This window comes from Streptomyces sp. NPDC005803 (assembly GCF_040630435.1).
GTDB lineage: Bacteria > Actinomycetota > Actinomycetes > Streptomycetales > Streptomycetaceae > Streptomyces.
In genome coordinates, this window is record NZ_JBEXXO010000020.1 from 124050 (window position 1) to 138292 (window position 14243).

The window sequence follows — 14243 nt, forward strand, 5'->3', positions numbered from 1 at the left end:
CTTCCGGAGTGCGGCGGCGCCCTGCCCGGGCCTGGGACGGGTCGCGGGCCGTCAGCTCGTCGCGGCCGCGCCGCGGTGGCCCCGGGTGAAGCGGATGGACACGGTGTCGCCGCCGGTCACCACGAAGCGGCCGCCCTCGCAGCGGATGACGGCCTCGTGCACCTCGCCCCGCTCGTCCCTGCTCTCCTCGGTGCTCAGCACCGTCCAGCCGCCGTCGGGCGGCTCGGGCAGCCGGGCCATCGCGGCGAACTCCCACTGGGCGGCGGGCACGCACCAGTCGGGAAGGCGCGGCCAGGTTCCGGCGCCGACGTGGAGGGTGCCGTCGGACGCGCAGGTCAGGAGCACCGACTGGCCGTCGGCCAGCAGGAAGGCGACGGCTTCCGGCTCCCCCATGCGCCCCTCGGGCCGGTAGAAGATGCCGAGGACCCCCACGATCCGGGCCCCCCTGAGCCACTCGGCGTTCCCCTGCCGCGGGCCGCGCGCCGCTTCCTCGTCGTTCCCGACCCTCATGGCCTGCTCCTTCCGGTGCGCTAGTGCCGCGTCAGTCAAGGTTTGCCCGTGAAGGAGCGGCGTCAGGTGCGTGCTCTCGGCGTGCCGGCCGGAAGTCCTCGTACTGGATGTACTAGGGCTTTCGGCTGGTGCGGCGAGAGTGCGTGCATGGCGTCGCGACGGGGCGAACCTTGGCTGACGCGGCACTAGCGACCAGAGTGCCATCCTTCGGGCCCGGGCAGGGAGTTCGGTCTCACCCGGGTTTGCGTGCCTCGATCAGGAAGCGGGTGGTGTGGGCGACGAACGGCCCCTCGGTCTCGATCCGGCGGTGCAGCGCCGCGAGTGGTGCCCGGTACGCGTCGACGGTGAAACCGGGCACCATCCAGATCACCTTGCGCAGGAAGTAGACGACGGCGCCGATGTCGAGGAACTCGGTGCGCAGCCGTTCCATCCGCAGGTCGACGACGTCGAGACCGGCCGCCTCGGCCGCGGCGCGCGCCTGTTCCGGGTCCCGGGCACCACGTGCCTGGGGCGGCTGCGGTCCGCGGAAGTACTCGACGAGCTCGAACACACTGGCCGGGCCCACGTGTTGCGAGAAGTACGTGCCCCCGGGGGCCAGGACCCGGGCGATCTCCTCCCACCAGGTGGTCACCGGGTGGCGGCTGACCACCAGGTCGAAGGCCGCGTCACCGAACGGCAGCGGCGGCTCGTCCTCGTCCGCGACCACCACCGCTCCCAGCGGGTGCAGCAGGGCGGTGGCGCGGGCGACGTTCGGCGGCCAGCCCTCGGTGGCCGCCATCAGCGGCGGCAGCTTCGGTGCGGAGGCGAGCACTTCGCCGCCGCCCGTCTGGATGTCCAGCGCCGCCCTCGCCCTGCCGAGGCGCTCCCCCATGGCGCGGGCGTACCCCCAGGACGGGCGCTCCTCGGTGGCCCGGCCGTCGAGCCAGGAGAAGTCCCAGCCGGCCACGGAGACGGCATCGGCCTCGGCGACCAGGGCATCGAACCGGGCCCGTTCCGCTGCTTCCGCGCCTGCTCCCGCGTCATCGGGTGTGGTGGTCATACGGGGATGGTGACATCCGTGCGGCGCCGCCCGCGACCGCATTCTCCGCGCGCCGGACCGCTCAGGCGGCCAGTGCGCCGAGCAGGATGCCCAGCAGTGCTCCGGTGATCATGAACGGGCCGAAGGGGATGCCCGTCTTGCGTCCGGCGCGGCGCGTCAGCACCAGCCCGAGCCCGTACGCCGCGCCGAACAGGAACCCGGCGAACCCGCCGGCGAACACGACGGCCCAGCCGTACCAGCCGAGAGCCACCCCCAGGGAGAGGGCGAGCTTGACGTCGCCGAAGCCCATTCCGTTCGGGTTGATGAGGAAGAGCAGGAAGTAGAAGGCGCCGAGGGCGGCTCCGCCGAGCAGGGCGGACAGCCAGGCCCCGCCGTGCTCCGGCAGCAGGGCGGCGAGGCCGAGGAGTGCGACAGCCGCCGCCGCGGCCGGCAGGGTCAGCTGGTCGGGCAGCCGGTGGACCCGGCGGTCGATGGTCGCGAGGAGGACGCCGACGGGGGCGAGCAGCAGCCAGACGGCGAGCTCGGGCCGGGTGCCGGTGGCCGCCGCGAGGGCGGCGCAGCCGAGGGCGGTGACGACGGGGGCGAGGGCGCGCGGGGCGTAGCGCGGACCGCTCCCGCGCGGGGCGGCGGGTGCGGCGTCGGGGCCGTCGGCTTCCTCGGCGTCGCCGGACGGCTCCGGCCCGGCGTCGTCCACCGGATCCGGCCCGGTGTGCCCCGCCCCGGCGGCGGTGCGCACGGCGACGGCCGCGCCCACCTCGGCGCACGTCGTGCAGCGCGTGGAGCCCAGCCAGCCGCGGCCGGGCCCGGTGAGGGCGTGGCCGGCGGGGCAGGCGTCCCGCCACGCGTCATCCGGTTCGACGGAGAACCGGTAGGCGGCGCGCGGGACGAGCAGTCCGGTCGCGGCTCCCCAGAGGGCGGCGACCCCGATCAGGATGGCGTACACGTCACCGACCCTAGGCTCCCCGCGGGCGGCGGTCATGGGCCCTGGGGCCCACTGCTCGCCGTTACGGACCCACAGCCCCTCACGTGGCGCTACCGTCGGGGCCATGGCTGGATGGCGCAATGGAACGGGAACGCTGACGATCACCGACCGGGACGGGGAACGGGAGACGGAGGTGCCGCTGCGGATCGCGGCCTCGTACCGTCACCGGAGCCGTGGTCTGCTCGGCCAGGACGGGATCGACGGCGCGCTGATGATCACGCCGTGCGGGAGCGTGCACTCCTTCCGGATGCGGTTCACGATCGACGTGGCGTACCTGGACCGGAAGTTCAACGTGGTGGCGGTGCACACGATGAAGCCCGGGCGGCTGGGCCTGCCCCGGTTGCGGGCCCGGCACGTGATCGAGTCGGAGGCCGGCGCGATGACGAAGTGGGGGCTGCGGCCCGGCATGCAGGTGAGGATCGCGCAGACCGGCTGAACGGCGGCCCCGGCGGGGGCCGTTGCGGCCGGCCGCGCGGCGGCGGGAGCGGCGCCCGCCGCCGAAGCGGTCCCGCGCGGGGCCTGCGAAGCAGCCTGGCCCGGCGCGCGTACGTGCGGTGGGTGCCGGGCAACTCTCGCGCCCCGGCGGGTTGAGGCCGGTGTCAGGGGAGCTTGGCGGCCTGGGCGGCGACGAGTTCGGCCGGGAGCTGCGGAGTCTTCCCCGTGACGAAGTCGGCCACGTAGAAGGTCACGACGGTCGAGCCGGTACGCACCAGCTGGAAGACCAGCGGCACCTTGTCCCCCTCGACGCTCCCGGTCACCTGGTAGGCGATGCTCTCCTGGCCCGCCGGAGGCAGCGGGAGCCGCTTGACCTCGCTGTACGTGGAAGGGCCGTCCTCGCTCGACGTACGGAAGCCGCCCGCGCAGGCCCGGACCGCGTCCCGCACTCCGCGCATGAGCTGCTGCGCCGCGTCCTTGGGGTGGGCGGTGAGAATCTCGGTGACGACGGTCTGGTCGTCCTTGCCCTCCTCCGACTTGTCCATGACGGTACGGAAGACGGTGGCGGCCGGGGCGGGCTGGGGCGCGCCGTTGATCACCGACACGAGTGGCCGGCAGTCCTCGTTCTCGGAGCGTTCCGTGCCGCTCTCCTCGCCCCCCTGCAGGGGCGTGACCACGTAGTTCCCGACCTCACCGGTGGTCAGGGCGATGCCGGCCAGACCGGCCTTGTCGAGGACCTTGCCGCTGCTCGTGGGGGTCGACGTGGGCGGCGGGGCGGCGGAGTCGCTCGCGGCGGGGTTCGAGGAGGGCGTCCCGCTCGGCTTCGCGGTCGCGCCCGCGGCCTTCCCGCCGTCCTGCCCGGACGTCTTCCCGTCGGGCCCGCAGGCGACGGCCGCGAGGCAGAGCACTGCTGTGGTGGCCGCCATGGCTGCCGTACGTGCCTTCATCACTGACCGCTCCTGACCGGCGGACCGCTGCCGCCGATGTCGTTCCCGCACGGATACCGCACGCTAACAACCGGAGCGGTCCGGAAGCTTGGGCCCAGGGACCCAAGTCACGGCGGGCCGGAGCCGAGCAGCGTCCACGCCCCGTAGGCCGCCGAGGCCACGGCGAGCACCGCGACGACCGCCGCGGTCCGGGACGGGGAACGCAGCCGCAGCAGCGCCACGGCGGGGGGCAGCAGGAGCGGGAAGGCGGGCATCATCAGCCGGGGCCGGGAGCCGAAGTACCCGGAGCCGATCAGCGAGATGACGACGACCGCGATGCCGTAGACGAGTACGGGCAGCGGCTGGCGCTGCCGCACGCACAGGGACACCAGCCACCCGAGGGCGGCCAGCGCCGCGCACAGGCCGAGCATGGCGGGCAGCGGCAGGCCGAGGATGAAGGAGGCGAGGGCCGCGCCGCCGTCGATGCTGTTGCCCCACTGCGCCTGGACGTCGAAGTAGGCGAACGGACGCCCTTCGCGCACCGCGACGAACACCACGTACGCGAGCCAGCCCAGCGGCGCGACGACCACCCCGAGGAGCATCCGGCCGTGGCGGCGGACGATCCCGGCGAGGGCGGTCGCCGTGGTGGTCTCGGGAGTGCTTCCCGCACCGTCGCGGCTCCGGTAGGCGCGTACGAGGGTGACAGCGGCGGTGATCGCGAGGGCGGCGATGAGCGCGGCGGCGGACGGCCGGGTCAGCCCGGCGAGTACGCACAGACCTCCGGCGACGATCCATCGCCGGGTCAGCACGGCGTACAGCGACCAGGCGGCGAGCGCCGTGAACAGCGTTTCGGTGTACGCCATCGACTGGACGAACGCCGTCGGGTACACCCCCCACAGCGCGGCCAGCACCACCCCGGCCCGGCGCCCGCGCAGCCGGGCCCCGACGGCGAAGATCCCCCAGGCGGCCAGGAGCGCGGCACTCCAGGCCACCAGCAGCCCGGCGCCCGCGAGGCCGAGCGGGGTCACCTCCGCGATGCCGCGCTCCAGCGCGGGCAGCAGCGGGAAGAACGCCAGGTCGGAGTGGACGCCCCCGTCCGGGAGCGTGACCGTGTATCCGTATCCGTTCTCGGCGACCCGCTGGTACCAGAGGGAGTCCCAGCGCTCCGAGAGCAGGTGCGGCGCGTCCTTCCCCGCGGCTGACGCGGCGGCCCAGAAGACGACGAGCCCGACGATCCGCACCGCGGCGTACGCGCCGAGTGCCGGTGCGGCCGCGGTGAGGGCGGCGGCGACCTGTCCACGGGCCGGCCGGTGTTCCGGGCGCGGGCGGGTGGGGGTGACCTGGGGGGAAGGGCCGGGGGGCATACGGCCGATTATGTCTGCCGGCCGGCCCCGCCCGGCGGGGCCCCCGGGCCCGGCCGGGGGCCGCAGCGCACCGCACTCAGGAGCGGCGCCGCTCAGCGCCGCCCCGCTCCCCGTCGGCGGGACTCACCGGTCGGCGCGTCGCCAGAAGCGCTGCGTCCACCAGTACAGAACCGTCCGGTCCGCGGGCCAGGGCCTGTCCTGGACGAGGGGCGCCTCGAAGGAGTCCCTGGGGCCGACGGCCCGCCAGCCGGGCGCGACGTCCTCCCCGGCCTCCGGCGGGCGGGCGTGGCGCGCGAACCGTTCCTCGCTCACGCCGACGGAGGCGTAGTTGCGCTGGGCCTCGACGAGCGAGACACGGTTCGCGCCCCGTTCCATCGTGGGCCAGCGCAACTGTGAGGCGTCGTCCTCCCACTTGCAGACCGGGCAGATCATCGAGGAGCCGGGCGGGTCCTCGAAAACCGTGTGGCCGCAGGCGACACAAGGGTACCGGCCCAACCGGTCCCCGTCAGACCCGTTCACGCGCACGTCGCATCCTCGGCCTCCTGCGCCGCATCGTGCCCGGCATCCCCTTGAACGCCGCCAGGCCACCGTCGAGTTTGTAGAAGGAGATGATGCCCTTCTTGCTCTTCATCCCGTACTCGCCCGTGGCGGGATCGAAGTACCGGACGGTGCCGTCCTCCGACGCCTCCTTGACGAGCACGCCCGGCCGGCCGCCGTCGCAGTCGCACATCAGGTCCTTCGCCGCTTCCTCGTACTCGCGCTGCGACTCGTACCCCATCTCATCACCGTGCTTCTGGTAGTGCTCGTCGAGGTTCCCCTTGCTGGTCCACTCGTCGCAGTTGTGGACCAGGGCGTTCTGTCCGGCGATCCCCACGTAGTAGGTGTGGATGCCGCTGACGGTGAGGTCGTGCGTGGTCTGCCGCTGCTGGTAGTGGGACACGGACCGGACCGTGAGCGAGGTCCCGGCGGGTGTCCGCAGCCGGTCGCCGGGGCGGATGTCGCCCGCGTCCACCCAGCCGTTCCGTCCGTTCAGCCAGAACGGGTGCGTGTCCGTGGCGGTGAGCGCGGCGGTGCGGCCGTCGACCCCGACCTGGAGCTGTGTGAACGCGCGGTCGCTGTAGGTCCGGATGGTGTCGGTGACCGGGCGGACGGTGGTCAGGCCGCCCGCGGGGTCGGTGACCGTGACGAGCATCCCGACGCGTACGGCCTCGATGGGGATGCGGCTGCCGTCGGCGAGGAGCACCGGCGTGCCGGCCAGGAAGCTGTGCTTGGTGCACGGGGGTTTCCTGGTGTCGTCGGGTTTGTCGTCCTTCTTGGGTTTCTTGGTGTCGTCGAGTTTCTTGCCCGCGTCCTCCAGGGCCTTCTCGGCGTCCTTGACCTTCTTCCGGCTCTTGAGGAGCCCCTTCAGCCCGTCGTAGAGATCACCGCCGTGCTTCTTCAGCGCCTGGATGAGCTTGTAGGCCTTCTTCCACTTCCACGGCGCCCCGTACTTCGCCGCGAGCTTCCCGACCGCACCACCGACCAGACTCAACAACACATTGATCAACGTCTCGGTGCACGCACCCATATCCCCCTTGGTGATGCAGTCCAACGCATCCGTGATCCCCAACTCGTCCGCGAGAATCTTCGCGAGCTCCTTCGCCGCGTCGATCGCCTTGTCACTGTTGGACTTCTCGTCCTTCTGCGCGTCCTGAAGATCCTTCAACGCCTTGTCGTACGCCACCTGCTCCGGCGACTTCGGCGATCCATCGGCATTCCTGTCCGAAGCCGGATCCCCCTGACCCGGAGCGTTCTGCCCACCCCCCGCCTCACCACCACCATCCCCACCACAGTCCCCACCACCACCGATCCGGCAGACCTGCACCCCGATCTTCGCCGTCAAATCCGCACCGATCCCCGTAGCCACCAAGGCACCGACAACCGCCACGACCACCAACGTCAGACCCAGATACTCCAGCGCACCCTGACCCCGATCACCCCGCCGCCCCACCACCGGCAACCGCACACCCGTACGCGGCACCACACGCCGCACCCACCGACGCACCCGACGCTGCGACTTCCCCACCCGTGACATAGGCCCACGGTAACGACGGCCACACCCGGGCGTATTGGGCCCACAGACCTAAATCGCCGTACGGTCGGGCCCGCCCGGAAGCGCAAGGAGAGCGCGCGTCTCCGACCTCCCCCGGCGTCAGGACGGGGCACGTTCGAAGGGGGCGAGGAGCGGCTCGAGCGCACCGGCGTCGCGCAGTTCCCGGTCCATCTCGACGACCGACTCGACGGACGGTCGCGGTCCCGCCTCGCGCTTCCCGGCAGGCGCCCACGCGGCCGGCGCGCTGAGGCTCAACGGGCTTGCGTAGGCGTGCGGCAGAGGCTCCCCCGGTCGAGAACCGAACCCACGTACCGGCTAATGTCCTGCGTTCTAGAAGAGGAGCGCATTTGCATCGCACGCGTGCCCAGGAGCACAAGCACAGACCCGGTCGACGCCTGACGGCCCTCGCCGTCACCGCCGTCCTCGCCGCCACCGGAGGCACTCTGGCCACCGTGCCGGCCACCGCCGCGACGCGCGGCACCCCCGCCGCTGTGCAGTCGGCCGCCGCCGACTCGGCGCCGCGGGAGGCGACCGTACGGTTCCCGCTCGACGCGGAGATCGTCAGCGCCGGCACCACCGGCTTCCTGTCGCGGACCAACGCCACCACCCCCGAGTACCGCTGGACGCGGTACGCGGACGGCACGTCCACCGCCCTTCCCGCCGCCGCCTCGGTGACCGGCGGGGTCTCGGACATCGTGGTGACGGGGGACGCGGCGGATATCGGCGACAGCCGGTTCCTTCGGATCCACGACATGGCCACGCCGTCGGCCCCGCCGGTGGAGGTGGACCTCGCCGGACTCGGCGAGGACTACTGGTTCCGTGGCGCGATCGGCTCGACCCTGATCGTCATGGTGGACGACCCGGAGAAGGGCTGGCAGCCCCACCTCGTCACCGCCGGGGGCGGGTCCCTGACCGACCGCGTGGTGTCCGGCATGCCGTCGGGGGTCTGCGACCTCAACGCGACGGCCTATACGGCGAACACCGCACTGTTCGACTGCGGACTGGGGTACAACGAGGTCCGCGGCAAGGCCGTCGTCGACCTCGCCACCGCCGCCATCGTGTCCCAGCATGTCCAGGCAGGCGATCCCTGGCGCATGACCGAGGCCGCCGTCTCCGACACCCATGTGGCGTGGCACGAGGCGAACGACGCCGTCCGGACGATCCGCGTCGCCCGTCGCGGCACGGACGAGCGCAAGCAGCTCAAGGCGGAGGGCTACTACGGCGACGACTTCCACCTGCTCGGCGACTGGGTGACCCTGGGGGAGCCCCGCGCACTCGAGTACGGCGAGGGACCGTACGCCGGCCATACCCCCACGGCCCCGCGCCCCTTCGTCGCCGAGTCGGCGGAGACCGGCGAAACGATCCAGCTCCTCACGCACCTCTCGTCCTCCGCCCCCGCGCCGGACGGGTCCCTGATGGTGCGGGGCGGCACGTCCGCGGAGGGGGAGGGCCTGTACCGGGTCGCCCTCGGAGTCGACGGGAAGCCCGTCGCCACGATGGTCGCCCCGACCGGTCAGGCGACCGCCGTGACCCTCCTCGGCCACACCGTCCCAGCCGCGATCACCGGTGCGCAGCTCGACAAGGGCATCGACCTGGACTGGGACCTGTCCCGGGGTGACGCGTACGTGTGGGCGACCCTGGTCCACGTACGGACCGGACAGCGCAGGCAGTGGCCGCTCGTGAGTGAGGGCGGAACGCCGGCCCGGCGGACGGTCGGCATGCACTGGGACGGCAAGGAACTGACGTCCGACGGCTCCACCGGCCCCGCCCTCAACGGTGAGTACACCTGGGAGATCGTGGCTCGACCGGACGACGGTATCGGCCCCGAGCTGCGAACCGGCGGACGGTTCACCGTGACTCGTCCCGTGGCCCCGCACGACTATGACGACAACGGCACCCCCGACGTACTGGTCCGCAATGCGAGCGGTGGCCTGGTGCGTCTCGCCGTGGAACGGTCGGCGGCGGGTGACAACGTCGTCCACGGGGGCACCTGGAACGTCGGTCCCGGCTGGCAGGTCTACGACCGGATGGAGTCCGTCGGAAACGTGGCGGGCACCTCGGTGAGCGACACGATCGCCCGGGACAAGGGCGGCGTGCTCTGGCTCTACGAGGGCACCGGCCTCGGGGCGAAGACGTTCGGCACCCGGACGAAGATCGGCGGGGGCTGGGGAATCTACGACCAGCTCGCGGGCGGCAGCGACCTGACCAACGACGGCAGGGCCGATGTGGTCGCCACGGACAAGTCCGGCGCCCTCTGGCTCTACAGCGGTACCGGCAACGCCAACTCCCCGTTCTCCGCACGGAAGAAGATCGGCGGTGGCTGGGGCGTCTACAACCAGCTCACCGCTGCGGGCAACCTCGCCGGAGCGGCGACGGGAGACCTCGTCGCACGCGACAAGACCGGTGTCCTCTGGCTCTACCTCGGCAAGGGCGACGGCACTTTCGCCGCCCGTACGAAGATCGGGTCGGGCTGGAACACGTACAAGGACGTCGTCGGCATCGGTGACGGCAACGGCGACGGCCGCCCGGACCTGCTCGCGCTGAAGCAGGGCTCGAGTCCCGGAGCGTACTTCTACGCGGGCACCGGCGACTGGCGCGCGCCGTTCAAGGGCGGGAAGGGAAGCGGCGTGCTGCCCTCCGACGTCTCCTACGAGGCCGGGTTCTGACACCTCTCCTCTGAGCCCGAGGCCGGGGCGGCGCCGCGCGCACAGACACGCGCCCGCCGCTCCGGCCCAGGGCCGCCACCCTCAATGGGGCAGGACCAGCCAGGACTTGGTGCCGCGTTGGGGCTGTTCCGCCCGGCACGTACCCCACTCCCCTCCCCAGTCGTCGACGACGGCCGTCAGAAGCCAGAGCGCCCGCCGGCGCCGCACCGCGCAGAGTGCGGCCATGTCGGGTGCGGTGTGGTGCGGATGCTGGTCCCACACCAGGAGTCGCACCGCGTCGTCGCGGTGGCGCAGGATGACGTAGAGCTCCCGGCCGGGGCTCATCCTGGCGGTGACCGAGACCAGTTCGGTGACCGCGTACGTCACCGGCCAGACGTACGACGCGAGGCCGTGCGACTCCAGCGCGACTTTGGTCGCCGTGCGGGCGATACCAGCGCTGCGGATGTCGCCGGGGAGGGTGAAGCTCAAGGAAAGGCGGGGCGCGGACCGCCCCGAGCCGCCTTTCGGACGGAGGTACGGCTGCGGCGGGCGGTGCCGGGCGGAGGGCGCGTACGCGTCCGGGAACGGCATCCGCGTCTCGGCGACGGCCGGACAGAGAGCGGCGAGTGAAGCGGCGTGCATGAGGGACTCCCTTGTACGGGTGACAGGTTGGCGGCGTCTCTCTTCCCGTGGGTGCGCACGGACGGCTCTCGCGGATGCGGACGACGAGCTTTGAACCCTTTCGTGGTGGGGCAGCCCGCTCAGGCGGCAGACTGCCGTTGATCGCATGCGGAAAGGAACGGGATGGCAGCCAGGACCTCTCCCACCGAACGTCAGAAGCGGCTCGGTTCCGAGCTCCGGCGGATGCGCACATCGGCCGACGTTTCGGCGGAGTCCGCAGCCGGCCTGCTCGGCGTGGACCGGGGCAAGATCTCGAACATCGAGTCCGGTGCCCGACCCATCAGCGCGGATCGCCTGCGCACGCTCGCCCGGAGCTGTGCATGCACAGACGAAACCTACGTCCAAGGTCTCGTCGAGATGGCCCAACCCACCGGCCGGGGCTGGTGGGAGAGATATCGAGGCACGCTGCCTCCAGGTCTGCTCGACATCGCCGAGCTGGAGGCGTACGCGCACCGCATGCGAGCCGCGTACTCGATGCACATCCCCGGCCTTCTCCAGACCTCGGACCACGCACTGGCCCTGTTCCGCGTGGTAGTTCCCAAGCTTTCGGAACGGGAGATCGCACTGCGGCTCGCCCACCGCGTCGAACGACAAGAGGTCCTGAAGGGGGTTACACCCCCTCCGTACACAGCGATCGTGCACGAGGCAGCACTGCGCATGCAGTTCGGCGGCAGAAGTGTGGCGCGCGCCCAACTCGACCATCTGCTGGTGACGTCCGAGCAGGCGCATGTGACGCTCTTGGTCATCCCCTTCGAGGCTGGGGCGTTCCCCGGAGCGGGACAGACGGTTCTGTACGCCGAAGGGCCGGCGCCTCAACTCGACACCGTCCAGATCGACAACTCGCACGGGCCCCTCTTCGTGCACTCGGGCCCCCAATTGGCCAAGTACCGAGCCCACCTCGACTGGATGGAGGAGATCGCACTGCCGCCTGGCAAGTCGCGGGACTTCATTCACAACATCGCACGCCAACTCTGAGGAGATGACCGATGTCGGACGTCATATGGGAAGAAGCGTTCTGCGGCGAGGGCAACTCCTGCTACCGCATCGGAACCGACGAGCGGGGCAACAGCTACCTCGCCGTCGCCGGCGCCGAGGACCACTGTCTCACCGACAGCCGTGAGGCGCTCCAGCAGATGATCCGGGACATCAAGGCCGGCAAGGCCGATCACCTGCTGTGACGGCGGGCCGCCCGGCACCGCGGCATCCCCGGGGCCGGGTGCGCGCCGGTCAGAAGCTTGTTCCTCGTGGATCGGCCGCATGAACTCGGTGCCGGGGTGTCCCGCAAACGCCTCACGGCCGATGCCGTATGCGCGGTGCATAGGGCATCGGCCGTGAGGTGGAGTGAGGTCCCGCGCCGCGCCGGTCTGTGAACGTGAGACCGGCTCACGGAAGACTGGCGCCATGCGGAAACTGATCTACGGCCTGAACCTGACCCTGGACGGCAACATCGCCGCACCCGCCACGGCATCGGCTGGAGCGTACCGAGCCCTCAGTTGATTTCGCGGTAGGTGTTCCAACCGCCACCGATCAGCGCTCGGGCGCGGAAGAGTCCAGACCCCGTGGCGGTACCGGTCGAGGAGTAGCGGTAGAGGTGGCCGCTGCGGTCGGCTGCGAGGATGTCGCCCCTGCCGTCACCGTCCACGTCCCCGATGGCTGCGAGCTTGCTGTAGATCTGCCAGCCGGCGCCCACCTTGACGCGGGGACCGAACGGGGCGGAGGCGCTGCCCGTCCCGGCGTACAGGTACAGGACTCCTGCCGTCGTGCGCGCGACGATGTCGGCCCGCCCGTCGCCCGTGTAGTCCCCCGCGCCGACGATCCGGTCGTAGACACCCCAGCCCCCGCCAACCTGGATCCGGGAGGCGAAGGACGGGACAGACGGGGGGAACTCGCTGCTGGTGCTTCGGTAGAGGTAGAGATGGCCGGACGTGTCACGTGCGAGCAGGTCGCCCTTGCCGTCGCCGGTGAGGTCTCCGGGGCCGAGCAGAGTGTTGTAGATGCCCCACCCCCCGCCAATGGCCCACTGGCCATCGGTTCCGCCGGTCAGCCACCCGTTCTTGCACACCGCGAGCATCTCAGGGCTTTTGTCGAGAGCGGTATCGGAGATGAAGCTGATCAGCCTCGTGCCGCCGTACGAGCCCTCGCACTTGTAGGGCGACGGCGCCTGACGGCGCGGAGCCAGCAAGCCGTTGCCGAGTGTCTCGTACGTGTAGAGCTTGCCGTCCGTGCCGAGAGCCTGAATGCGGGACTTACCGTAGGCGGGGTTTCCTCCCGCGCCGAGGATCACATCACCCCTCTCCCAACCACTGGTCCACAGGCCCTGGGTCCGCTGCGCGAAGCTTCCCTGGCCGAGCCCCTTGTAGATGTAGAGGGACCCGTCGACCGTCCTGGCCGCGAGGTCGCCGTTGCCGTCACCGTCCATGTCGTCGCCACCGGCGATCTGGTTGTACACGCCCCACCCGGCGCCGAGCTTGACAGGCGCCTTGAACGCCGGTGCCACGCCGCTGATTCCGGAGTGGAAGAAGAGCTGTCCCGAGGGCGTACGGGTGACGACGTCGCCGACACCGTCGCCGTCGTTGTCCGTGACCCCGACCAGTTGGTCGTAGATCTCCCAGCCACTGGCGATTTTGATACGCCGCCCGAACGGCACGTCCTTGTTACCGGTGGCAGCGTAGAAGTACAGCTCGCCGCCCGGAGTCCGGGCCAGGACATCCGCCAGGGTGTCACCGTTGAGGTCGCCCGGCGACAGGACCTTGTTGTAGATCTGCCAGCCGGACCCCACCCGGCTCGCCTCTCCCACGTATGCCCCGTTTCCATCCGGCGGGGTTCGCACCAAGCTGAGCGTCCCGTCGGTGGTGAGCACGAGGAGCTCGGGTGCACCGTCGCCGTCCTGGTCACCGACCGGAACGTAGTCCTTGAAGGAGACATCGCCCGGAAGGTCCTCCTCAAGGAAGAACTGGTACGCCAAGGACCTGCTCACCGGGTTCGTCAGCCAGAACGGGCCGGTGAGGGGGCGATACATGATCGCGCCCAGTCCGTCTCCCAAGAAGTCCGCCCGGGGCAAGGCCTTGGGCGCAGTCGGCGGCACTGAATCCGCGACCGCCGGGGACGACAGCGACATGCCGGCCATGGCCGCCACACCCGCGCAAGCAGCGATGAGGCGGGCGCGCACGGAGCGCGGACGCCGGCGTGAACGATTTGACATGCTCCCCCAATGACGTAGGTGGAGGCACAGGCTAAGGGCGCGTGCCTCTCGCGTCGCACGCACCCCCGCTCAACGCATTGGCCTGAACGCGCATGAGTGTTGCGATCACGCCGATTGCCCTCACGGCTGGACATCAACCGGTAGATCATCCCGTATGACACCAGTCCGACCGCGCGCCGTATGGCGGGAGTTCGTCGTGCCGCAGCTACCGATCGGCGGTACGGACCGTACCCCGAGCGGCTGCGGCAGCGGTTCGGAGGCGAGCTGGCACCCGACACCCCGACATGGGGCATCGTGCCGACCAACCGCTTCTCAGACTGCCTCACTCAACGGCCGGGAAACCCGTCTCAGGACGAGTGGCAAGCCC

Annotated in this window: 14 protein-coding genes; 4 read left to right on the top strand and 10 right to left on the bottom strand. The window is 71.2% G+C overall.

Annotation, left to right across the window (positions count from 1 at the left end):
• Nucleotides 1-51: 51 nt before the first annotated feature.
• The 3 genes from ABZ454_RS26650 to ABZ454_RS26660 form a co-directional block, all read right to left on the bottom strand.
• A complete protein-coding gene (locus ABZ454_RS26650; RefSeq protein ID WP_356324696.1) occupies nt 52-510 on the bottom strand; it encodes a hypothetical protein in 459 nt (152 codons plus the stop codon).
• Nucleotides 511-742: 232 nt separating this feature from the next.
• Nucleotides 743-1549: a class I SAM-dependent methyltransferase gene (locus ABZ454_RS26655; RefSeq protein ID WP_359541531.1), complete on the bottom strand. Its 807-nt coding sequence runs from the start codon at nt 1547-1549 to the stop codon at nt 743-745.
• A 61-nt stretch (nt 1550-1610) separates the two neighbouring features.
• Entirely contained in the window at nt 1611-2492 is an 882-nt protein-coding gene (locus tag ABZ454_RS26660) for an A24 family peptidase (protein ID WP_359541534.1), read from the bottom strand.
• 103 nt (nt 2493-2595) lie between these two features.
• Here ABZ454_RS26660 and ABZ454_RS26665 point away from each other — a divergent pair, with 103 nt between their 5' ends.
• Nucleotides 2596-2967, top strand: a complete 372-nt coding sequence (locus ABZ454_RS26665; RefSeq protein ID WP_359541536.1) for a DUF192 domain-containing protein — start codon at nt 2596-2598, stop codon at nt 2965-2967.
• Nucleotides 2968-3130: 163 nt separating this feature from the next.
• Here the strand turns inward: ABZ454_RS26665 and ABZ454_RS26670 are convergent, their stop codons facing one another.
• The 5 genes from ABZ454_RS26670 to ABZ454_RS26690 form a co-directional block, all read right to left on the bottom strand.
• On the bottom strand, nt 3131-3913 hold the full coding sequence (locus ABZ454_RS26670; RefSeq protein ID WP_359541539.1) for a sensor domain-containing protein: 783 nt from the start codon (nt 3911-3913) through the stop codon (nt 3131-3133).
• A gap of 107 nt (nt 3914-4020) precedes the next feature.
• The gene (locus ABZ454_RS26675; RefSeq protein WP_359541540.1) at nt 4021-5256 is read right to left on the bottom strand and encodes a hypothetical protein; all 1236 of its coding nucleotides are present in this window, start codon (nt 5254-5256) and stop codon (nt 4021-4023) included.
• A gap of 123 nt (nt 5257-5379) precedes the next feature.
• Entirely contained in the window at nt 5380-5775 is a 396-nt protein-coding gene (locus tag ABZ454_RS26680) for a CPCC family cysteine-rich protein (protein ID WP_359541543.1), read from the bottom strand.
• Nucleotides 5762-6961: a polymorphic toxin-type HINT domain-containing protein gene (locus tag ABZ454_RS26685; RefSeq protein ID WP_359541545.1), complete on the bottom strand. Its 1200-nt coding sequence runs from the start codon at nt 6959-6961 to the stop codon at nt 5762-5764. Before ABZ454_RS26685 ends, ABZ454_RS26680 begins: the two co-directional genes overlap by 14 nt.
• 486 nt (nt 6962-7447) lie before the next feature.
• A complete protein-coding gene (locus ABZ454_RS26690) occupies nt 7448-7603 on the bottom strand; it encodes a hypothetical protein (protein ID WP_359541548.1) in 156 nt (51 codons plus the stop codon).
• 92 nt (nt 7604-7695) lie between these two features.
• Here ABZ454_RS26690 and ABZ454_RS26695 point away from each other — a divergent pair, with 92 nt between their 5' ends.
• Nucleotides 7696-10014, top strand: coding sequence for a VCBS repeat-containing protein (locus ABZ454_RS26695; RefSeq protein WP_359541551.1), 2319 nt, complete (start codon nt 7696-7698; stop codon nt 10012-10014).
• 81 nt (nt 10015-10095) lie between these two features.
• On the opposite strand, the gene ABZ454_RS26700 is transcribed toward ABZ454_RS26695, so the two are convergent.
• Nucleotides 10096-10635: an ATP-binding protein gene (locus ABZ454_RS26700; RefSeq protein WP_359541552.1), complete on the bottom strand. Its 540-nt coding sequence runs from the start codon at nt 10633-10635 to the stop codon at nt 10096-10098.
• A 162-nt stretch (nt 10636-10797) separates the two neighbouring features.
• On the opposite strand from ABZ454_RS26700, the gene ABZ454_RS26705 reads away from it, so the two are divergent.
• On the top strand, nt 10798-11649 hold the full coding sequence (locus tag ABZ454_RS26705) for a helix-turn-helix transcriptional regulator (protein ID WP_356324866.1): 852 nt from the start codon (nt 10798-10800) through the stop codon (nt 11647-11649).
• A gap of 11 nt (nt 11650-11660) precedes the next feature.
• A complete protein-coding gene (locus ABZ454_RS26710) occupies nt 11661-11852 on the top strand; it encodes a hypothetical protein (RefSeq protein WP_356324868.1) in 192 nt (63 codons plus the stop codon).
• Nucleotides 11853-12163: 311 nt separating this feature from the next.
• Here ABZ454_RS26710 and ABZ454_RS26715 read toward each other — a convergent pair whose 3' ends face one another.
• Nucleotides 12164-13693 (bottom strand): VCBS repeat-containing protein, encoded by a 1530-nt coding sequence (locus tag ABZ454_RS26715; RefSeq protein WP_359541554.1) that lies wholly within the window; start codon nt 13691-13693, stop codon nt 12164-12166.
• Nucleotides 13694-14243 lie beyond the last annotated feature (550 nt).

Bases quoted from the DNA above. Each gene is read 5' to 3' on its own strand.
- ABZ454_RS26650 (WP_356324696.1), bottom strand. From the start codon at position 510: ATGAGGGTCGGGAACGACGAGGAAGCGGCGCGCGGCCCGCGGCAGGGG.
- ABZ454_RS26655 (WP_359541531.1), bottom strand. From the start codon at position 1,549: ATGACCACCACACCCGATGACGCGGGAGCAGGCGCGGAAGCAGCGGAA.
- ABZ454_RS26665 (WP_359541536.1), top strand. From the start codon at position 2,596: ATGGCTGGATGGCGCAATGGAACGGGAACGCTGACGATCACCGACCGG.
- ABZ454_RS26670 (WP_359541539.1), bottom strand. From the start codon at position 3,913: ATGAAGGCACGTACGGCAGCCATGGCGGCCACCACAGCAGTGCTCTGC.
- ABZ454_RS26675 (WP_359541540.1), bottom strand. From the start codon at position 5,256: ATGCCCCCCGGCCCTTCCCCCCAGGTCACCCCCACCCGCCCGCGCCCG.
- ABZ454_RS26700 (WP_359541552.1), bottom strand. From the start codon at position 10,635: ATGCACGCCGCTTCACTCGCCGCTCTCTGTCCGGCCGTCGCCGAGACG.
- ABZ454_RS26705 (WP_356324866.1), top strand. From the start codon at position 10,798: ATGGCAGCCAGGACCTCTCCCACCGAACGTCAGAAGCGGCTCGGTTCC.
- ABZ454_RS26710 (WP_356324868.1), top strand. From the start codon at position 11,661: ATGTCGGACGTCATATGGGAAGAAGCGTTCTGCGGCGAGGGCAACTCC.
- ABZ454_RS26715 (WP_359541554.1), bottom strand. From the start codon at position 13,693: ATGTATCGCCCCCTCACCGGCCCGTTCTGGCTGACGAACCCGGTGAGC.